Raw genomic sequence first — 15,171 nt, 5'->3', positions numbered from 1 at the left:
TTTAATAAGGACTTTTCAATGGCGAAGAAACGGATCGTAACCGCGACTATCAACGGCCGTGAAGAGGAGTTCCTCTGCCAGCCCCGGCAGACCTTACTCGAAATATTACGTAATACCTTGAACCTGACCGGTGCCAAAGAAGGCTGCTCCAACGGTAACTGTGGTGCCTGCTCTGTACTAGTGGATGGCAAGGCCATCAATAGCTGTATGGTGCTAGGAGTGGAAATAGAAGGCGCCGACATCGAAACGATCGAAGGTCTGGCTCCCGGTGATGGTCTGGATCCGCTGCAGTCAGCCTTTCTGGAAAATGCCGCATTGCAGTGCGGCATCTGTACTCCCGGTTATATCATGGCGGCCAAAGCGTTTCTGGCTGAAAATCCGAACCCGACCGAAGAAGAGATTCGTTTCTCGATGGCGGGTAATCTGTGTCGTTGCACCGGCTATGACAAAATTGTACGTGCCATTCAACAGGCGGCAGAACAACAGGCGGGACAACCAGCCTCATGTGCGAAGGAGACTGTCTAATGGCGACCATCGATGAAACCAAAGCCGCAGCAGGAAGTGGTGACAAACCTAAATACAAAGTCATCGGAACCCGTCCCATTCGGCACGATGGCGCTGACAAAGTGACGGGCCGCGCGTTATATGGTGCGGACATTAAAGTCAAAGGGATGATCGTCGGCGCGATTCTGCGCAGCCCGCATGCGCACGCGAATATCAAGTCTATTGATACTTCAAAGGCGGAAGCGTTTCCAGGCGTGCGTGCGGTCGCCACCAGTGCTGATCTGCCGGAGCCTGGCGACAAAATTGCCGAGCTGGGGGAAGGGGCCGTCGTCCTGAACCATCTCAGCAGCAACAATCTTGCCCGTACCAAAGTGCTTTACAAAGGGCACGCGGTCGCTGCGGTTGCCGCCGACAATCTGCATATCGCACAGGAAGCAGCCAGCCTGATCGAAGTCGAATATGAAGTTCTGCCTCCCGTGATGAATGTGCTGAAAGCGATGGAAGATTCGGCACCTGTTTTGAATCCTGATGTGCGGACAGAGGAGGCCTCCACCGGCGAAAAAGGGGACAAGCCGAGTAATATTGCCAAACATATTGTGTTTGAAAAAGGGGATATCGAAAAAGGATTCGCCGACGCCAAATATGTTGTTGAACGTGAATTTCGCACATCGACCGTGCACCAGGGGTATATCGAACCGCACGTTGCAACCGTATTGTGGAACAACGATGGTCAGATTACCGTCTGGACTCCAACGCAAGGCACGTTTTCAGTCCGCTCACAGATGGCAGAGTTGTTGCATGTGCCTCTGGCCCGCGTGAAAGTGGTCCCTGCAGAAATTGGCGGGGGTTTTGGTGGCAAGATCTCCGTTTATCTCGCTCCAGCGGCTGCAGTCTTATCTCGTAAGGCAGGGGTTCCCGTGCAAATTGTGATGGACCGGGCGGACGTGCTGCAGGCAACCGGCCCCACTCCCGGTTCTGTGATTAAGATCAAAATGGGCGTCGATGCCGACGGGCGTCTCACAGCCGCCGAGGCCTGGATGGCATATGAAGCAGGTGGTTATCCCGGTTCTCCGATTGGCGCCGGGGCGATGTGCGTCTTCTCCTGCTATGACATTCCCAACGGTCGCGTCGAAGGTTATGACGTCTGCGTCAATAAACCTCGGACCAACGCGTATCGCGCACCCGGAGCAACAAACGCTGCCTTCGCGACGGAAACCGTTGTGGACGAGCTTTGTGAAAAACTGGGCATGGAACCGGCAGAGTTTCGTCTACAGAATGCGGCAAAAGAGGGAACGCGTCGGATTGACGGCGTGACATATCCGCGCATCGGTCTGGTGGAAACACTGGAAGCCATTAAGAACAGCGAGCATTTCAAGACGCCGCTGACCGGTAAAAATCAGGGGCGGGGCATTGGTTCCGGTTTCTGGTTCAATGCCGGTTTGAAATCTGCTGTGACGGCGAACGTGAATTCGGATGGTTCTGTCGGTCTGCTGGAAGGTTCCACCGATATTGGTGGTTCTCGCACCGCGATCGCTATGCAGTTTGCTGAAGCGTTGGGTCTCGCAGCGGAAGATATCAAACCAGCCGTAGTCGATACAGACAGTGTTGGTTATACCGACGTGACCGGCGGAAGTCGTGTCACGTATGCGACAGGTTGGGCCGCTTATGAAGCAGCGCAGGACCTGAAGCGACAGATTGTCAGCCGTGCCGCTGAGTTGTGGGAAGTTGACCCGGACCAGGTTTCATACGAAGACGGTTCTGTCATCGGACCTGATAAGTCGATGACCTTCAAAGAAATCGCTATCGAATTATCTTTGACGGGTGAGCCTCTGGTCGGACGTGGTGTCTCAAATCACAACGAACCCGGCGGCGCGTTTGGAACGCATCTGGTCGATGTCGAAGTGGATCCCGATACCGGCAAAGTGGATATTCTGCGTTACACGGCTGCCCAGGACTGTGGGACGGCGATTCATCCTGCGTATGTCGAAGGACAGATTCAGGGTGGGGCTGTGCAGGGCATTGGCTGGGGGTTGAACGAAGAATACTGGTATGACGAAGAAGGCAGCATGCGGAATGCGAACTTCCTCGATTACCGGATTCCGACTTGTTATGACCTGCCGATGATTGATGCAATCATTGTGGAAGTACCCAACCCCGGCCATCCATACGGAGTGCGTGGTGTAGGGGAAGTTCCCATCGTACCGCCGCCGGCTGCTCTGGAAGCGGCGATTCACAACGCCGTCGGCGTACGGTTGTATGAACTGCCGATGTCGCCGCCACGTGTTCTGCACGAGCTGTTAAAAAAAGAGTCTTGATCAGGAGTTGAACCGAGAATGCCTCGCCTGTTTATTCCGCCCCTGCTCAGACCATACTGTGAGGGACAGGAAGAAGTGAATGTGGAAGGGGCCACCGTTCTGGAAGCGGTGCAATTTCTGGATCAACAGTATCCGGGTGTGATAGAACGTCTCTGCCCTGAGGGAAAACTCAGGGCAGGGATGGCAGTCACCGTCGATCAAAATGTGACCCCCCGCGGCCTGGCGCAAAAAGTCTCCCCCGAAAGTGAAATTCATTTTCTGCCCGCCATTGGCGGCGGATGAAGTTTAAATCTCCCCAGGTGGCTCCGAATGAAATTCGGAGTTGTCGAGAGACAACAGGAGGTTGCGGTGCACACAAACTTTGGTGAAAGAGCGCGCCTCATTTTGCTTGTTGCTTAAGGGGGGGGGGAGATCTGAGCAGGTTTGTGAGGTTGAACTGCCACCTCCTGCTCGCTTCGCTCGGACCGAATTGCATTCGGTCCCACCCCTTTTGAGTTTCTGAAAAGAAAAACTCGCAGTGAACATTCTGTTTGCTATTATTGAGTGATGAGCAAACGGCGCATCTTCGATAATCAGAGATATGTTCATTTTATTACGTTTTCCTGTTTTGGAAATCGTAGGTACTTGGATCATGACGATACGAAAAAACGTGTTTTAGGAACACTGAATCATGAGTTGACAAGGCACAATGCGATCTGCGTTGGATTCGTGATTATGCCCGATCACGTTCACTGTCTGATTTGGTTTCAAGAGCTTGGTGAACTGAGTGCTTTCATGAGAGACTGGAAGCGGAGTTCAAGTCGTTCAATTAAATTGTTCATTCAAGATCAAAGCCACTATACTGGAACCTTTCCAAAAGAAGACCCCATTTGGCAGAAACGCTATTACTCTTTTGAAATTGAGTCCGAACATAAGATCGAAGAAAAATTGAACTACATGCACATGAACCCCGTAAGAAAAGGATTGGTGAGTAGCATCACTGAATGGGGATGGAGCTCGGCACGTCATTACGAATTAAGTAAATCTGTGGGTGTACCAATCAGCTGGCCAGAGATTTGAAAACATTTCTGGGTGGCTCCGAATGTAATTCGGAGTTGTCGCGAGACAACAGGAGGTTGCGGTGCACACAAACTTTGGTGAAAGCGCGCCTCATTTTCTTGTTGCTTAAGGGGGGGGGAGATCTGAGCAGGTTTGTGAGGTTGAACCGCCACATCCTGCTCGCTGCGCGCTCGGACCGAATCGCATTCGGTCCCACCCGTCGAGTGGTGTTGTTCAGAGAATGCTATTCCATCGGTTCCGGTTTCAGCAGTTCATTCACCGCTTCCACCAGATCATCGATTTGATAGGGTTTGGGGATGAAGCGGTCGACGCCTCGGTCGAGGGCCAGTTCCCGATATTTGGGTTCGGTGTTGCCTGTGACCATGATAATGCGAGGGGGTCGGTGTTTATTGTTGAAGATGCTGTCGAGGACGGCGAAGCCGCTGCGGCGGGGCATGACCAAGTCCAGCAAGACGAGGTCGGGGGCATCCCGCTCGATCTTCATGACCCCTTCGTTGCCGTCGTGAGCCGTAAATACTTGATATCCGGCGGCTTCCATTGCCATTTGCAGGGGCTCGGTAAGCCCTTCGTCATCGTCAATGATTAAAACGCGTTTTTGAGAAGATATGTTCATTAGCTTGGTGTAATTTCCTGATCTGGCCCGCACAAAAGAAGTGTGCATAGACAATTATATCACCTGATGTACCGAAAATCCAATTATTAAGATCATCGTGAGGCGTGGCGCTCCCCAAATGGGAATCTGTTCGATAAAATGGGCCGGTGCGCGCGTAGTGTGCGCCGTTTTTGATTCACTACAGAATCAATGTTGATGGTCATTTTTCAATATATTTTTTATTCAACCAGTGGGATAGTGTAGTGTCAGCGACGTCGGTAATTGGATTACAGTGGGGCGATGAAGCCAAGGGCAAAATTGTAGATTTACTTTCAGAGCAGCACGAAATCGTGGTGCGCTATCTGGGAGGCAATAACGCAGGGCATACAGTCAAATTTGACGGAAAAACCTATAAACTCTCATTGTTGCCAGCTGGTGTGCTGAATCCGAATGTGACTTCCGTAATTACGGGCGGGGTGGTGATTAATCCCAAGGCGTTCCTGCAGGAAATGGCGTCAATTGCAGAGCAAAATGGTCCGATTGAAGCGAGTCGGCTGTTGATCAGTGACCGCGCGCATGTGATTTTTCCTTATCATATGCAGGAAGAAGTTATTTTCGAAGAAAGTCGCAAAGAGAAAGCCATCGGGACCACCATGCGGGGGATTGGCACCTGCTACCGTGATAAAGCCGGCCGTACGCATGCGATTCGTATGGGCGATTTGATCCGCCCGGACTATTTCCGCAGTCGACTGGAAGAAATTATCCCTTACAAAAACAAAATGTTTCAATCACTCGATCCCGAGTCGGAACCGTTAAGTGTTGACGCGATCTACGAAGAATATTCTGTTTATGCCGAAAAACTGAAGGCCCATGTCGTTGATACCAGTGCTTATTTGCTGAAGGCCGTTGACGAAAAACGCAAGCTTCTATTTGAAGGCGCACAGGGAAGTTTGCTTGATATCGACCACGGTACGTTTCCTTATGTGACCTCATCCAACAGTTCCGGGTGCGGCATTCATAATGGAAGTGGCGTCTCGGAACGTTATATCGACAAGATGATCGGCGTTGTCAAAGCGTATACGACACGCGTCGGCGGCGGTCCGTTTGTGACCGAACTGCACGACGAAATCGGTCAGCGGATTCGTGATGTGGGGAATGAATACGGAACCGTGACCGGCCGTCCGCGACGGTGTGGCTGGTTCGATGCGGTTGCAACCCGCTACGGAGCAAACATCAGTGGCGTGGACTGCATTGCCGTGATGCTGCTGGATGTCTTGAGTGGGTTGGATGAGCTTAAAATCTGTGAAGCCTACGATGTGAATGGCACACAAGTTACTGATTTTCCCAGTCATATTCTTGATCTGGAACAGGCAAAACCAGTTTATCGTTCCATTGCAGGTTGGCAGGAAGACATCACCGGTGTCCGCCGGATGGAAGATCTGCCCGTCAATGCGATCGCTTATATCAAGGCGGTCGAAGAGATCATCGGCAAACCAGTCGAGATCGTTTCCGTGGGACCCGACCGAGAACAGACGATTCTGCTGAAGTAAGTATTGATTTGCAACAATGTCTGCAACTGTAGCGACTGTCTTAAAATTTCAAATATTTATCATGTTTGCATCCCATTGTTTTCCTTCATTGACCATGGTGTTGAGAATGCTGAGCAGTTTTCGCATGTCTGCGTGCGAATGCTTCATCAGGCCTGCCTGTTGTTGCTATGTATCAGGGCGATGGGTAGCACCCAATGAAATTCGGTGTTGTCGGAGACAACGGGAAACTGTCAGGGGGACTCACAAGTGGTAGTCAGCATCCCCATCTCAATGGAAATGATCGCAGAATGGAATTTTTCTCTGGGAGTGGTTTCTCTGTCAATTTCCTGCTCGCTGCGCTCGGCCCGAATTGCATTCGGGCTTACCCTGGCTCCTTCAATACTTCCCAAGGATTGCGTAATAAATGATTGAGTTTCGCAAGGCGGGCGGGCACATAGGCACCGCCCCTACGAGTTGATTTTGTTTCGTCAGACAAATAATCGGAAAGCCTATTCAACCACGACTCCTTTTTTGAGAATCAGGTTGGCATACAAGGCTGTTTCGCTGGTGGCGATGATAGCGTAGGCCTGTCTGGCGCGTTCGTAAAATTCGAAGCGTTCGATTTTTTCCAGCTCGAAGTTCCGGCTGTCGTGCTTTTGAATGAGTTCCTGGTAGATGTTCCAGATCGGAGGTTCGACGGTCTTTTCGTCGACGGGATTCATCAAGCCGGCCGGCTGATCCACGAATGTGTCGAGCGGGAAAAACTGCAGGATCGCGTCTAAGATTTCGGGAACGCTGTGCCCGTCGAGTCGAATGAGGCGCTGGGCGTGGGAGTCGGCGGGAAAGTTTCCATCAGCGAGCACGATCTCATCGCCGTGTCCCATTTTCATGAGCGTGTGCATCAGGTCGGGGGAGATTATCGGAGGGATTCCTTTGAGCATCGCGTTTCCCTTCATGTTGTGAATGTGTGTGGATTGCTGTTGGTGACTGCCTTGATTTTGAAGGCTCTCAAGTGAATTGAAACAGGCGGGCCGACTGGATTTCTATTATGCAGAAATTTTACTGTGAAGGCGAGGATAGCTTGCTGGATATGCCGTCGTGAACCCGCTATGATGGCCTGAGTTCAAGGTGGTGGCTCGCCATTTTTGAATCGCCGTTAATCTAGTCGGTAGCAAATTTTCAGGAGAAAGTCTGAAAAACCAATGAAAATTCACGAATATCAGGCCAAACAGTTGTTTCGCGAAGTCGGGATTCCCGTCCCTGAGGGGATCATAGCGAAAACCGCCGATGAAGCGGTGGCCGCGTTTGAGAAACTGGGCAGTCCGTTGGTGGTTGTGAAATCGCAAATTCACGCCGGCGGCCGCGGTAAAGGCCGTTTCAAAGAACATCCTGATCAACCAGGTGTTGTTCTGGCGCGGTCTGCAGAGGAAGTTCGCGAGAACGCCGAGCGGATGCTGGGTTCGACTCTGGTGACGATCCAGACAGGCGAAGAAGGAAAGCAGGTTAATACGCTGTTCATCGAGCAGGGACTGGATATCGCTCAAGAGCTGTATCTGGGCTGTGTGATTGACCGCGAAGCCGGCGGCCCGGTGATGATTCTCTCGACCGAAGGGGGAATGGAAATTGAAGTCGTCGCAGAAGAAGCTCCAGAAAAGATTCTGAGCGAGCCGTTTTCAATTCATACCGGTTTACTCGGGTTTCAGGCCCGCAAGCTGGCGTTCAAGCTGGGCATGAAAGGGAAAACCGTTCGCAGTGCCGAGAAGTTTTTCTGCCAACTCAGCCGATTCTTTGTTGATAATGACTGCAGTATGACCGAGATCAACCCGCTGGTCATTACCGGCGAAGGTGATCTGGTTGCGTTGGACGCGAAGGTTACCTTTGATGACAACGCGATGTTCCGTCATAAGCCGTTTGACGAACTGCGAGACCTGACCGAAGAAGACCCGTCTGAAGTTGCCGCAGGGAATGCCGGTCTGAGCTACGTCAAACTGGATGGAAACATTGGTTGTCTGGTCAACGGTGCCGGCCTGGCGATGAGTACGATGGACCTGATCAAGTATCATGGCGGAGAGCCCGCGAACTTCCTGGATGTAGGAGGCGGAGCGAATGTTGATCAGGTGACCGAAGCATTTCGGATCATTCTGGCTGACGAAAATGTCAAAGCAGTCCTGGTGAATATCTTTGGCGGAATCATGAAGTGCGACACGATTGTGACCGCATTACTGGAAGCCTATGAGAAGGTGGGTTTCACGGTGCCTCTGGTGGTTCGTCTGGAAGGAACCAATGTCGAAGTGGCCCGCAAGATGCTTTCTGAAAGTGGTCGAGATATTATTTCGGCGACTGATTTAACAGATGCTGCACAGAAAGTCGTTGCCACTTTAAGTTCATAGGACAAGACGGCGGCCTGCTGTGAATTCAGCAGGCCGAGATGATTTGACGTGGTTGTTTTGCAAAAAACGATCGTAGCCATCTTTTAGAAAACACATTTCCCGCAAGGGTGACAGATTATGAGTATTTTAGTTACTGAAAAGACACGCGTCATTTGCCAGGGGATCACCGGTAAGTCCGGTCTGTTTCACAGCCAGCAGTGCCGCGAATATGGGACACCATTGTTAGGCGGCGTGACTCCCGGTAAAGGGGGGACTGAAGTCGATGGGTTTCCAGTATTTAACACCGTAGAAGAAGCGGTCGAAAAAACAGGAGCGAACACGAGCCTGGTTTTCGTACCACCGCCATTTTGTGGTGAAGCGATCATGGAAGCTGCCGACGCCGGCATCGAATTGATCATCGCCATCACCGAAGGGGTACCTGTCACTGACATGGTGCGGGTGATGGAGTATCTCAAAGGTAAAAACAGCCGCCTGATTGGTCCGAACTGTCCCGGAGTGATTACTCCCGGCATTGCAAAAATTGGCATTATGCCTGGCTATATTCATACGCCTGGTTCTGTAGGGTTGATCAGCAAGAGTGGAACGCTGACCTATGAAGCTGCCTGGCAGTTGGGTAATGTTGGTCTGGGACAGACGACTGCGGTTGGTATTGGTGGTGACCCGATTATCGGCACCACATTTATTGATCTGCTGGAATTGTTCGAGAACGATCCTGCGACGGAATCAATCATGCTGATTGGTGAAATCGGTGGAACGGCCGAGATTGAAGCGGCAGAATATATCAAGGAACATGTCACCAAACCGGTGGCCGGGTTCATTGCCGGTAAGACGGCACCTCCCGGAAAACGGATGGGACACGCGGGAGCGATCATCAGCGGGGGAAGTGGAACCGCCGATGAAAAGATCGCCGCTCTGGAAGCAGCCGGTGTTGTCGTGGCAGAAAGCCCCGCCGACATGGGAGCTGCAGTCAAGCGGGCGATTGAAGCAGCCGCTTAAATCTGGTGGACTGAATGAGTCTAAAAGCGAAAAGGGCAACCAGTGAATCTGGTTGCCCTTTTTTTGTCTTTTCAGTGCTGGTCGTAAACGCTTATCTTTCGTCGTCAGCACAGACCCAGCCGCCGAGAGAGGTATCGTAGTTGATCAGCTCTTCGGGCTTGAAGTAGATTTTGATTTCGCGGGCAGATGCTTCCGGGCCATCACTGCCATGAACCAGATTCATCTGGCGACTGACTCCATACTCGCCGCGAATGGTGCCTGGGGCGGATTCGCGACCGTTGGTGGAACCCATCATGGACCGTACGACGGAGATTGCTTCGGGGCCTTCAGCGACAATTGCGACAACGGGGCCGGCGGTGATAAATTCTTCGAGCAGAGGGTAGAATGGTTTTTCCACATGTTCTGCATAATGTTCGGCTGCTAATTCTTTGGTGACCTGCAGCATTTTCAGCCCGACGATTTTTAGCCCTTTGTTTTCAAAGCGGGATAAAAGGGTGCCCGCCAGACGTCGTTGCACCGCATCAGGTTTAATCAGGATCAATGTTCGTTCGAGTGCCATGTAGATTTCTTTCTATCGTATCGATTATCTGTGAGGTTTTGAGGGGATTGATTCTATCCCTGCTCAGTCTGAAAGTGTTTGCTTTGAAGTTCGTTTTAGTTCTGGGGCAGAATTTCTTATGCAGAACATTCACGCCAGATTGAATTGGAATGAAAATCTTTGCTCATTTCAAGCCTGATTTGCTGACCCGGGTAAGGCGATCAGGAGGAAACTTGTGCCTGCTGAATGCTGTCAAAGAACTGTTGAAACAGGTAGTGGCTGTCATGCGGGCCTGCTGAAGCTTCGGGGTGGTATTGTACGCTGAACGCGGGGTAAGTTTTATGCCTCAAGCCTGCGACGGTATCGTCGTTCATGTTAATGTGCGTGATTTCGACGTCGTCGGACATGGATTCAGGGGCGATGGCAAATCCATGATTCTGTGAGGTAATTTCAACCTGTCCGGTAGCATGGTTGATGACGGGGTGATTTGCACCGCGGTGTCCGAATTTGAGTTTGAAGGTCTTGCAGCCACAGGCTAAGCCCAGCAGCTGATGTCCCAGGCAGATTCCGAAAATCGGAACTTTTCCTAAGAGTCCACGAATGGTTTCGATGGCGTAGGTCAGCGGTTCCGGGTCGCCGGGGCCGTTTGAAAGGAAGACGCCATCCGGATTCAGATCGAGGACATCCTGTGCCGTACAATTACCGGGGATGACTGTGACCTTGCATCCCAGTTGTTTGAGGTGTCGGGCGATATTCCATTTCATGCCGTAATCGATGGCTACAACGTGAAAACCACAGGCGGCATTACCTTCATTTTCAGCCAGGGTGTCGATATTGTTTCCTGCAAGTGAGTGAGTGGAGCTGCTCTGTGCAAGTTTGGACAGACCTTCGTTCCATTCGCATGCTGATTTGGGAATGACCTGACTGACTAAATCCTGCCCGACCAGTTGAGGGCTGTTTTGTGCTTTTTTGACCAGCGATTCATCGTCGAGGTCTTCGGTCGAAAGGACTCCGGTCATCGCGCCATGGGTGCGAATTTTTCGGACCAGGGCTCGGGTGTCGATGCCTTGCAGGCCGATCACGCCAGCTGCTTTGAGGTATTCATCCAGTGTCTGTGTCGCGCGATAATTACTGGGGATCTCACAAAGTTCACGGATAATAAAGCCTTGTAAGGCGATTCCCGAAGATTCGACATCTTCGGGCACGATTCCGTAATTACCGATTTGCGGATAGGTCATCGTGACGATTTGACCACAGTAAGAGGGGTCGGTCAGGATTTCCTGGTAACCGGTCATGCTCGTATTGAACACAACTTCACCGTGGACTTCCCCGTCTGCACCAAAAGCCGTCCCTGTGAACACACTACCATCGGCAAGGGCTAACTTCGCTGTTTTCTGCATTGTCTACACTGATCTCAGGACATGGGAATAAATTTGGTTAAACCTGATATGTTCTATCAAAGATCAGCGCAAATAAAAAGAGACCGGCAGTAGTCTGCCGGCCTCTTCGATCGGATTTTTCTGATTTGATCCGCTGAGGAGATCAGCTCGGATTTTGTGTCAGGACAAAATTGTCAATTCGGATGACATTCTCATCGGGATCGTTAAAACTATCGTTAAAACTATTGAACAATTCACCCATAATCGAATGGAAGTGTTCGCGGCAAATCGAGTAGAAATTGTGTTTTCCGTCGCGACGTGCTTCAATCAGGCCGGCATCTCGCAGTAATGCCAGGTGGTGGCTGACTGCGGGTTGACTCTGGTTCAGCCGTTCGCATAAAGCAGTTACGAATAATTCTTCTTCCTGGGCCAAGTAGAGCATGATTCTGAGTCGTGTTTCATCAGACAGTAACTTAAAGACTTTAACTAAGTTTTTTTCAAGATGATCGGGCAGCGTAGGAAAACGCGGTGTCGATCGTTCTTGGGGCGGATCCACAAGATTTGTGGCCATATTAGTAGTTTCCTTTTTTAAATTCATGCAAAAAAGCTCTTTTTAAACCGTCGCATATTTTCAGCGACCGGTCTGTGGGGCATAATTAGTACGTTCCGAACACGTAAATCGTGGGGGATGTATTTCACAAAAAACAAGTAGCCAACTTTTGGCCATACTAAACTTTTACTACTTTGTGGCCCAATATCGCCTGTAATTCATGGCGCGCAGATCTGAGCTGAAGTACCATACTCAACTACTTGTATTGTTTGCCAGACAGGCGAAAGATGTGAGATCGGGGAGACGCTTCACCTTCAAATTAAAAACAAAGAACGCTCCCTCAATTCGTTGGCAATTATGGTAGTGCTCTGCCCAATCGTCAACTAGTATTTATCCAGTTTATCTAATTATTCAATAAATAGCATTTGGGATATGATCTTAAGTCTCTTTTAATATTGGAGTTATGTAGTGTCTGTATCTTCGTTCTGTAATCTTACCGGCATGAAGGCTTTAGTGACCGGATCTTCCACTGGAATTGGCAAAGCGATTGCATTGGAGCTGGCCGACGCGGGCGCTGATGTGCTGATTCATTATCGCAATTCTGCAGACGCAGCGCAGGACGTGGTTGCACAAATTCAAAAGCGTGGTCGAAAGTCGGTGGCTCTTTCCGCAGATCTTTCTCATCGAGAAAACTATTCCGAATTCATCGAGCAGGCGTTCGAGGAATGGGGGACGTTGGATCTCTGGATTAATAACGCCGGCGTTGATTTATTAACGGGCGTTGATTCGAAACTGGACTACGATCACAAGTTGGAAAAACTGTTCGAAGTTGATGTCCGAGGAACGGTATTGTTGTCGCGCGAAGTCGGTCAACGGATGCAGCAACAGGGAACCGGCTGCATTCTGAATATTGGCTGGGATCAATCGGATCGAGGGATGGAGGGAGACAGCGGCGAATTATTTGCGGCGAGTAAGAATGCCATTATGGGCTTCAGCCGTTCGTTGGCCGTTTCTTTGGCACCCGAAGTACGCGTGAACTGCATTGCTCCCGGATGGATTCAGACGGCCTGGGGCGAAGCTGCGAGTGATGTCTGGCAGGAACGGGTCAAGCAGGAAACCCCCATGAAATGTTGGGGGAAACCTGAAGACATTGCCAAGATGGCGCGTTTTCTCTGCAGCCGTGAAGCGGCTTATATTACCGGGCAGGTGATCAATGTGAATGGGGGCGCCGTTCGGTAAACTTGTTTGTTATGATCAGTCGGCAGTGTGATCAGTCGCAGATGTTTTTTTTGCGGACTCAGACAATCAGATTTCGGAATTCCTGCTGCATCATCCGATCATTGTCACGATGTCTATTTCTGCAGAGTGTTACTGTTTCGGGGCCAGATATCCCAGTGAAGTCAGGAACTGATCCAGTTTTTCGATAGTGGAATCGTAGTTCTCACTGCTCTTGTTTTTTCTCAGATTGAAAAAACCGTGTCCCTGATCTTTAAAGGCGACGAGTTCACAGCGATTTCCGTTTTGTTTCATCTGTTTGGTAAACCGTTCCACATTTTCGAAGAGTACGGTGGTATCAGCCGTACCATGAAAAATAATCGTGGGGGGCAGATCCTGGCGCATGAAATGGATGGGGGAGATCTCTTTGCAGCGATCGCCGAGTTGTCTTGGTCCCCCTTTCCAGCCTGTTTCGGTGGTATCGACGACTGGGTTGAATAGTGCCATAGCATTGGGGACAGACGAAATCTTTTTGTTTTCGCTGGGTTCTTCAAAGCCAATGACGGTTCCCGTACAGGCGGCGACATGACCACCGGCTGATCCTCCGCCGGCGACGATGCGGTTGGGATCGATGCCTAGCTCGTCGGCGTGTTGGCGAATCCAGCGGACGGCTGATTTGCCATCGGCGACACATTCGAAGGGGGTTGTTTTGTGTTTGGATTTAATGCGATATTCGGCAGCACAGGCGACCATGCCTTTCGACGCCAGGTGTTTGCAGTGTGGTTCGAACTGACTGGGGCTGCCGCCGGTCCAGCCACCACCAAAAAAGAAGACGATTGCCGGACGGGAATCGCTTGGCTTCCAGTCCTTGGGTTTGAAGATGTTGAGATGCAGGTCGCCTTGTTCTGTGGTTTTATAGACTTGGGATTCCGCGCCGTTTAACGGTTTCCAGGCTTTGTTTTTGGTGGCACGCTTTGTGTCAGCTGACTCGACGGTTGTTCCTAAGGACTGTCCCAAAAGACAAATCAGGGAGAAAAAAATGAGTGCTTGCCGGGAGATTGAATTCATGCTGCTGATATTCCTGCTAAAAGTGATGAAACCGATTGTTTGATATCGAATCAGGTCTTCCTCTATAGTAAATTAAAGTTTGATCAAAATGTCTCTCCATTTCCTGTTGGAATAATAAAAAATGAAAATTAAATTGATTCTGAGTGTGACCATGTTCATGGGACTGTTTGCTGCTTTCCACTCCGCACGGGCAGAGGAAAAAACAGCCAAGTTGCCAGTGAATGAGAACTTTCACATCTACCTGCTCATCGGGCAGTCGAATATGGCGGGCCGTGGTATTGTTGATCCCGCTGCGAATAAGCCACACCCCCGGGTTTTGAAGCTGGACAAAAAAGGGAACTGGGTTCCTGCGACTGATCCGCTGCACTTTGATAAACCCAAAATTGCCGGCGTGGGACCTGGTTCGGGATTTGGTCCTGTGATTGCAGACGCCTACCCGGATGTCACGATTGGATTGATCCCGGCTGCAGTCGGGGGCACACCACTCAGTCGCTGGGTCAAAGGGGGCGATTTATATGAACGGGCAGTCAAATTGGCCAAACAGAACCAGAAGCAGGGCGTGATTAAAGGGGCGATCTGGCATCAGGGGGAAGGAGATTCTTCCAATCCGAAATTGTATGACACATATCAGAAACGTTTGTCCGGAATGATTGTTGATTTGCGAACCGATCTGAATGAGCCCGACATGCCATTCGTGATGGGAGAGCTGGGAGAATTTTTCATGCGTCCCGGAGTGAGTACAGTGAATGAGGCATTGCATGGGATTGCGAAGGCAGTGCCCGGGACTGCGGTGGCTTCGTCCAAAGAGCTGAAAGCAAAAGGTGATCAGGTTCACTTCAATGCGGCGGCGGAAAAGGAATTCGGGAAACGTTATGCGGAGCAGATGTTGAAACTGCAGAAGCAGGCGGCTGAGAAAAAGTGAGCGGCACGGCGCTAGCCGCCGTTGGGGAGTTGGCTATGTTTCTGAAAACGGTGGCTAGCGCCTAATGGCACTTACTTTAGAAAATCATTGTAACCCACGGCAGACTGGCATGAT

15 protein-coding genes are annotated in these 15,171 nt (G+C 50.7%); 9 read left to right on the top strand and 6 right to left on the bottom strand.

The window, feature by feature from the left end; genetic code table 11:
* Positions 1 to 18: 18 nt before the first annotated feature.
* The 4 genes from AAC022_RS25400 (at position 19) to AAC022_RS25385 (ending at position 3,878) form a co-directional block, all read left to right on the top strand.
* Positions 19 to 525, top strand: coding sequence for a (2Fe-2S)-binding protein (locus AAC022_RS25400; protein WP_339735793.1), 507 nt, complete (start codon positions 19 to 21; stop codon positions 523 to 525).
* Positions 525 to 2,819 (top strand): xanthine dehydrogenase family protein molybdopterin-binding subunit, encoded by a 2,295-nt coding sequence (locus tag AAC022_RS25395; protein WP_339735791.1) that lies wholly within the window; start codon positions 525 to 527, stop codon positions 2,817 to 2,819. The genes AAC022_RS25400 and AAC022_RS25395 overlap by 1 nt, the downstream gene beginning before the upstream one ends.
* 18 nt (positions 2,820 to 2,837) lie before the next feature.
* Positions 2,838 to 3,101, top strand: coding sequence for a MoaD/ThiS family protein (locus tag AAC022_RS25390; RefSeq protein WP_339735789.1), 264 nt, complete (start codon positions 2,838 to 2,840; stop codon positions 3,099 to 3,101).
* A gap of 264 nt (positions 3,102 to 3,365) precedes the next feature.
* Positions 3,366 to 3,878, top strand: coding sequence for a transposase (locus AAC022_RS25385; protein WP_339735787.1), 513 nt, complete (start codon positions 3,366 to 3,368; stop codon positions 3,876 to 3,878).
* 223 nt (positions 3,879 to 4,101) lie between these two features.
* On the opposite strand, the gene AAC022_RS25380 is transcribed toward AAC022_RS25385, so the two are convergent.
* Positions 4,102 to 4,491 carry a response regulator transcription factor gene (locus AAC022_RS25380; RefSeq protein WP_339735785.1) on the bottom strand — a complete coding sequence of 130 codons (390 nt, stop codon included), beginning with the start codon at positions 4,489 to 4,491 and terminating at the stop codon, positions 4,102 to 4,104.
* 242 nt (positions 4,492 to 4,733) lie between these two features.
* Here AAC022_RS25380 and AAC022_RS25375 point away from each other — a divergent pair, with 242 nt between their 5' ends.
* On the top strand, positions 4,734 to 6,020 hold the full coding sequence (locus AAC022_RS25375; RefSeq protein ID WP_339735783.1) for an adenylosuccinate synthase: 1,287 nt from the start codon (positions 4,734 to 4,736) through the stop codon (positions 6,018 to 6,020).
* Positions 6,021 to 6,508: 488 nt separating this feature from the next.
* Here AAC022_RS25375 and AAC022_RS25370 read toward each other — a convergent pair whose 3' ends face one another.
* On the bottom strand, positions 6,509 to 6,940 hold the full coding sequence (locus AAC022_RS25370) for an RbsD/FucU family protein (protein ID WP_339735781.1): 432 nt from the start codon (positions 6,938 to 6,940) through the stop codon (positions 6,509 to 6,511).
* Positions 6,941 to 7,201: 261 nt separating this feature from the next.
* Here AAC022_RS25370 and sucC point away from each other — a divergent pair, with 261 nt between their 5' ends.
* Both sucC and sucD read left to right on the top strand, forming a co-directional pair.
* Positions 7,202 to 8,389, top strand: coding sequence for an ADP-forming succinate--CoA ligase subunit beta (gene sucC / locus AAC022_RS25365; RefSeq protein WP_339735779.1), 1,188 nt, complete (start codon positions 7,202 to 7,204; stop codon positions 8,387 to 8,389).
* 117 nt (positions 8,390 to 8,506) lie between these two features.
* Entirely contained in the window at positions 8,507 to 9,385 is an 879-nt protein-coding gene (gene sucD / locus AAC022_RS25360; protein ID WP_339735777.1) for a succinate--CoA ligase subunit alpha, read from the top strand.
* A gap of 91 nt (positions 9,386 to 9,476) precedes the next feature.
* On the opposite strand, the gene ndk is transcribed toward sucD, so the two are convergent.
* The 3 genes from ndk to AAC022_RS25345 all read right to left on the bottom strand — a co-directional run bounded on the left by ndk (position 9,477) and on the right by AAC022_RS25345 (position 11,873).
* Positions 9,477 to 9,944: a nucleoside-diphosphate kinase gene (ndk, locus tag AAC022_RS25355; RefSeq protein WP_339735775.1), complete on the bottom strand. Its 468-nt coding sequence runs from the start codon at positions 9,942 to 9,944 to the stop codon at positions 9,477 to 9,479.
* Between the two features lie 200 nt (positions 9,945 to 10,144).
* Positions 10,145 to 11,323, bottom strand: coding sequence for a glutamine-hydrolyzing carbamoyl-phosphate synthase small subunit (carA, locus tag AAC022_RS25350; protein ID WP_339735773.1), 1,179 nt, complete (start codon positions 11,321 to 11,323; stop codon positions 10,145 to 10,147).
* A gap of 142 nt (positions 11,324 to 11,465) precedes the next feature.
* On the bottom strand, positions 11,466 to 11,873 hold the full coding sequence (locus AAC022_RS25345; protein ID WP_339735771.1) for a metalloregulator ArsR/SmtB family transcription factor: 408 nt from the start codon (positions 11,871 to 11,873) through the stop codon (positions 11,466 to 11,468).
* A 447-nt stretch (positions 11,874 to 12,320) separates the two neighbouring features.
* Between AAC022_RS25345 and AAC022_RS25340 the strand changes: the two genes are divergently transcribed.
* Entirely contained in the window at positions 12,321 to 13,091 is a 771-nt protein-coding gene (locus tag AAC022_RS25340) for an SDR family oxidoreductase (protein ID WP_339735769.1), read from the top strand.
* 129 nt (positions 13,092 to 13,220) lie between these two features.
* Here the strand turns inward: AAC022_RS25340 and AAC022_RS25335 are convergent, their stop codons facing one another.
* On the bottom strand, positions 13,221 to 14,135 hold the full coding sequence (locus tag AAC022_RS25335) for an alpha/beta hydrolase (RefSeq protein WP_339735767.1): 915 nt from the start codon (positions 14,133 to 14,135) through the stop codon (positions 13,221 to 13,223).
* Between the two features lie 121 nt (positions 14,136 to 14,256).
* Here AAC022_RS25335 and AAC022_RS25330 point away from each other — a divergent pair, with 121 nt between their 5' ends.
* Positions 14,257 to 15,057 (top strand): sialate O-acetylesterase, encoded by an 801-nt coding sequence (locus tag AAC022_RS25330; protein WP_339735765.1) that lies wholly within the window; start codon positions 14,257 to 14,259, stop codon positions 15,055 to 15,057.
* Positions 15,058 to 15,171: the final 114 nt, after the last annotated feature.

The organism is uncultured Gimesia sp. (assembly GCF_963976445.1).
Lineage (GTDB): Bacteria > Planctomycetota > Planctomycetia > Planctomycetales > Planctomycetaceae > Gimesia.
This window is presented reverse-complemented; position numbering and strand designations above follow the sequence as displayed.